Raw genomic sequence first — 4,391 nt, 5'->3', positions numbered from 1 at the left:
ACTCATCACCATCGGAATCGCCACAGCAGCAATAATCCCCAAAATAACAATAACAACTAACAATTCGATAAGTGTTAGACCAGCTTGGTCTTTCATTTTCTTCTTTAATGATTTTAACATGAAGAAAGGTCCCCCTTTTAATTTTTTTATGTTTTTTCGAGAGCTTTTCGCTTAAATTTGGGAATAAAAAGACCTTTACAGCTCATTCTAAAGAACGTAGTTGTAAAGGTCGGTTGCACCAATCGCTCGATATGACTCAGGTGCCCACGTACAAGTCATATTTCTTTGCGCCCTTATTTAATGAAAAAGACTCAGTGATAAACATTACTTATTTACTAGTAGTCTACACTAAAAAAAATGAAAAAAAAAGAGGTTTTATGTAAATTTTATATTAGGAAATGTTGGGTAAACATTATTTAAAAACAACATTCTCTAGCCTATCTTCCCGTATAGATTAGTATTTTCAATTTCCCCATTTATCTTCTTTATTTTTTAGAAATAGCAATGTAAATTAATAGCAGGTGTAACTATAGCATAGTTCTTTATACCTATAAAACATTCTAATAAAAATCACTCCCAAGAGCGCCTTTTAAATTACTCCATATTCGAAATATTTACAATCTGAATCGCTTCTTCTCGACTCGACACCTGAAGTTTGTTCAGGATATTGGTTACATAATTAGATACGGTTTTGTTCGAGATGTTGAGGTGCTCGGCGATTTCTTTATTTGCTGCTCCATCGGCAATTAAATAAAGCACTTCACGCTCCCGACTGGTTAGTTCAGTGAAGAGCTGTTCACTCGCAGCCGGTCTTGTAGAGGAAAAATAGTGAACCATTTTTGCCGCAATCTCCGCACTGAAAATCGCTTCACCAGCTGCAATCGTCTTAATCGCTCGGATGATTTCTTCCTTGCCTGCATCCTTTAAAATATAGCCTTTTGCACCCATCCTCATCGCGGTAAACACCGATTGATCGTCCTTAAACATCGTAAAAATTAATATATTGGTCTCGGGATTGGATTGTTTGATTTTCTTTGTCGCCTCAATTCCGTTCATCCCTGGCATTCGAATATCCATTAAGATTACATCCGGATTCAACTGCTTGGCTTGGTTAACTACATCCTCACCCGAGTTAGCCTCACCCACAATTTCTATTTCAGGCACTGTTTTTAAATACGTAGAAACTCCGTACAGAAAGAACGGATGATCATCCGCTAATAGCACTCGTATTGTTTTCATAACTTTCCCCCTCTATCTCTTTTATGAGAGGGATCCAAGCTGAAATCCTTGTACCACCCTCAATCATCCGTTCTATGGTCAGTTCTCCGCCTAGCTCTGCTGCCCGTTCTTTCATAGATGGAACACCAAGTCCCCCTGTTGTTCTCGCTTCTATCTGTTCAATAAACCCTATTCCATCATCACATATCTCTATAACCAACCGATCCTCCAACACCACAAGTGATACACTCGCTTGGTTTGCCTGTGCATGCCTTACCACATTCACGACCCCTTCGGATATAATCCTGAAAACAGCCACTTCCACTGCGGGAGGAATATTCTCTAACTTTTCAGGAAGCTCATAAGAAAAAGAAGTATTGCCAATCGAGGATACCTCCTCTATCCGTTGTTTAACAGCGGCCACTAAGCCTAGCTCGTCAATCGCTGCTGGCCTTAAGTCATAAACCAGTCTTCGAATATCATCTACCGTCCCTAAAATCATTCTTTGATGTTCAGCTAATAATGTTTTCACGGTATGTGGATCTTTTTCAACGAGATCCTCTGCAGCGGCCGCAGTATAAGCCAGTGCAGCAAGTCTTGGGGCTAGGTCATCGTGTAAATTTCTTCGTAAAAAATGCCTTTCTTCCTCTCTAGCTAATACTAATCTCTCTCGTGACGTCTGCAGTACACGGTTCAGTGCTTTTACATCCTCCGTTGCTTTTAAATCTTGTAAAAGTGGACCAAGCTGCTGAATCAACACTTCCCACAGCTTTTCATCTGCTTCCGTAAATGCTTCGCCAGGAGACCTAGGGGCAACTAGTAAACAACCGATCATAGTCCCACGATACATAATGGGTAATCGTCGAACCTCCGCTTGACTCTCTCCGTATTGAGCAAGAATGATTTCCTCATTATTCTGCAGCAATTGAATCGAAGCATACGGCAGTCGCAAGATCTCCTTTAGCGTTTGTACGACTTGGTCTAACACTTGCTCTGGTGTTTGAAGCTCTTGAATTTTTTTCCCGAGCAAGGCAAGGACAAAGTATGGATTGCCCTGCTCCCCATACATTTTATAAATTAGCATTTGCTGAATCTTTTCTTTAATAGGAGAAAAGGTAACAGCCACGATACTTGTCGCGATAATTGAAATGGCAAGATTATGGTCATCGGTCTTAAACATATTACTCAAATACCAAACAACCGCTACATAAATCCCAATCACCACTAGAAGCATAATGGAATATACAAAGGTTCGATTGAGCAAGGGGTCAATATCCCAAAGCTTTCTTCTTAAAAGGGCAAAGGTTATAGAAACCGGAATTAGAAGCATGAATAAATAGACAAAGCTATTAAAAAACATAAAGTAAAGGACGCTACCATTTTCAAAAATCGTGCGATCAAACAGTAAGGGGATAAATACTAAACATAAAAAACCAAAGATGGCACCGGAAAAGCCAAAAACGACCCATTTGGTTTGCTGTCTTTCTACCTGAGAGGAAACCTTTCGATAACGGTAGATTTGAGCATACAAAAGGAAGAAAAATATAAGTAACAAGCGCAAATACATAACCCAAGGAGGCAAATCTTCTATAAAGTTTAGCAACAAAAATATCCCAATTGCTATGAGGACAAAAGGGCTCCACTTTGGAACAAAGCGCCCATTTGGGAAAAGCACAAAAAAGAGACACAAGGAGCTCCAGCCAACGAGGCTCATCACATCATTGATTAGAAACAAAAAAGAGTCCTGCTCAGCGGCTACAAATACTAATGATGGAAAGGTAATTCCAAACGACACAAGTACAGTAGCCCCCAACAACCCCATCATTTCATGGCCCTTTTTCCAATAGATCATAAACGCAGCTATGAGAAAGACAAAGATAAACACACAATCTAATACGGTATAAAAAAGAGCATAGATAGATTCATTGATTCCAAGCTGATGAAGCGCATCCACTCCGGGAGGGGGACTAGGAGAGGCAAAACACTCTTCTGTCACACAATCCTTTTCGAGGCGATCGTAATAGGAGGGAATTTGAATCACAGCGAAACTGATATAACTTAAGCAAATAACGGCTACCATTATACGAAACAATAAAAACCACTTTCGTCTTCCTTCCATCACATCTACCACCTCCCTCTTAAATCCAATTATAGCAAGTGAACCCATGATAAGGATGCACATTTTCCTTTTCCCAATGGAATTTCCCAGCTCTTAGGAAAGGTTCCCTTTTTCCTCAGGAATTCCCGTCTTGCTATGATCTAGTTGTAAAGAAAAACATATATGGAGAGTGGATAATATGACAGTAGAAAAAGCAACAAAATGGATTGCTGTAATCGCAATTTTAGCGGGAGTAGTACGAATGATCATGACCCCGATGGCGCTTATATTTGGTGTGGATAGCCCGCAGGAGATGTGGCCAGGATTTATTGCATGTGTGTTAATGACGGTAGGTGCAATAGGCTTATACCTTGCTCAAGCAGATAAAATTGGTGTTCTTGGCTTTATTAGCTTCGTGCTGTTAACCATTGGGAATATTCTCGTTACATTAGGTGCCTTTATGACGTTGGCTGGATATGCCCCCAAACCTGAATTCATGGTTATTAACATTCTTATGATGCTCTGCTTAACGTTAGGTAGTATTTTGTTTTCCATTGTTACCTTTAGAGCAAAAGTTCTACCTCGTTTTGGTTCCGTACTCATGATTCTCTTTGTGTTACTCATGTTCTCTCCTGCTGGAAGTTATCTAGCACTTGCATGGGGACTAAGCTATATCCTTTTAGGAATTGGTGTATGGAAGAAAAACAGCTTACAAAAAGAAATCGCATTACAAGCATGATTCTGTATCAAGGCTCCTTTGCTATAAAGGAGTCTTTTTCAAGTAAATAATCTGACAAGTTGCTCCTACCTTTTCTAGGAAAGAGCTTTTTTATTGTTAAAAAATGTTACAACATAACAGACAGAATATTCAAACATACATATAATACAGAAATAAACCCACCTATTATATGAGACTTCTTTATCCCTCCACCCCAAAAAACTAACCTTTTTGCAAAGGTTAGTTTTTTACTCAATCATTCACTACATCGGAAAAGGTGATTCTATGGAAAAAGTATTTTTTATGAATGAAGCGATTAAGTTAGCTTGTGAAAATGTGTTAAGTAATCATGGTGGT

Annotated in this window: 4 protein-coding genes and 1 riboswitch; of the genes, 1 reads left to right on the top strand and 3 read right to left on the bottom strand. The window is 39.2% G+C overall.

Going from position 1 to position 4,391, the window contains the following annotated elements; genetic code table 11:
• The 3 genes from ACGLXV_RS08345 to ACGLXV_RS08335 form a co-directional block, all read right to left on the bottom strand.
• Positions 1-120 (bottom strand): type IV pilin protein (locus tag ACGLXV_RS08345; RefSeq protein ID WP_391558257.1); only part of this gene is annotated, 120 nt, incomplete at its 3' end.
• A 98-nt stretch (positions 121-218) separates the two neighbouring features.
• Positions 219-302: riboswitch (cyclic di-GMP riboswitch) on the bottom strand.
• A 292-nt stretch (positions 303-594) separates the two neighbouring features.
• The gene (locus tag ACGLXV_RS08340; RefSeq protein ID WP_391558256.1) at positions 595-1,239 is read right to left on the bottom strand and encodes a response regulator; all 645 of its coding nucleotides are present in this window, start codon (positions 1,237-1,239) and stop codon (positions 595-597) included.
• A complete protein-coding gene (locus ACGLXV_RS08335; protein WP_391558255.1) occupies positions 1,208-3,337 on the bottom strand; it encodes a sensor histidine kinase in 2,130 nt (709 codons plus the stop codon). Before ACGLXV_RS08335 ends, ACGLXV_RS08340 begins: the two co-directional genes overlap by 32 nt.
• Positions 3,338-3,515: 178 nt before the next feature.
• Between ACGLXV_RS08335 and ACGLXV_RS08330 the strand changes: the two genes are divergently transcribed.
• On the top strand, positions 3,516-4,055 hold the full coding sequence (locus tag ACGLXV_RS08330; RefSeq protein WP_391558254.1) for a hypothetical protein: 540 nt from the start codon (positions 3,516-3,518) through the stop codon (positions 4,053-4,055).
• The last annotated feature ends 336 nt before the right edge of the window (positions 4,056-4,391 follow it).

This window comes from Robertmurraya sp. (assembly GCF_036676585.1).
Lineage (GTDB): Bacteria > Bacillota > Bacilli > Bacillales > Cytobacillaceae > Robertmurraya_A.
This window is presented reverse-complemented; position numbering and strand designations above follow the sequence as displayed.

What these genes read in the sequence shown, in the direction of transcription:
- ACGLXV_RS08330 (WP_391558254.1), top strand. Translation starts at nt 3,516, where the DNA reads ATGACAGTAGAAAAAGCAACAAAATGGATTGCTGTAATCGCAATTTTA.
- ACGLXV_RS08340 (WP_391558256.1), bottom strand. Translation starts at nt 1,239, where the DNA reads ATGAAAACAATACGAGTGCTATTAGCGGATGATCATCCGTTCTTTCTG.
- ACGLXV_RS08335 (WP_391558255.1), bottom strand. Translation starts at nt 3,337, where the DNA reads ATGGAAGGAAGACGAAAGTGGTTTTTATTGTTTCGTATAATGGTAGCC.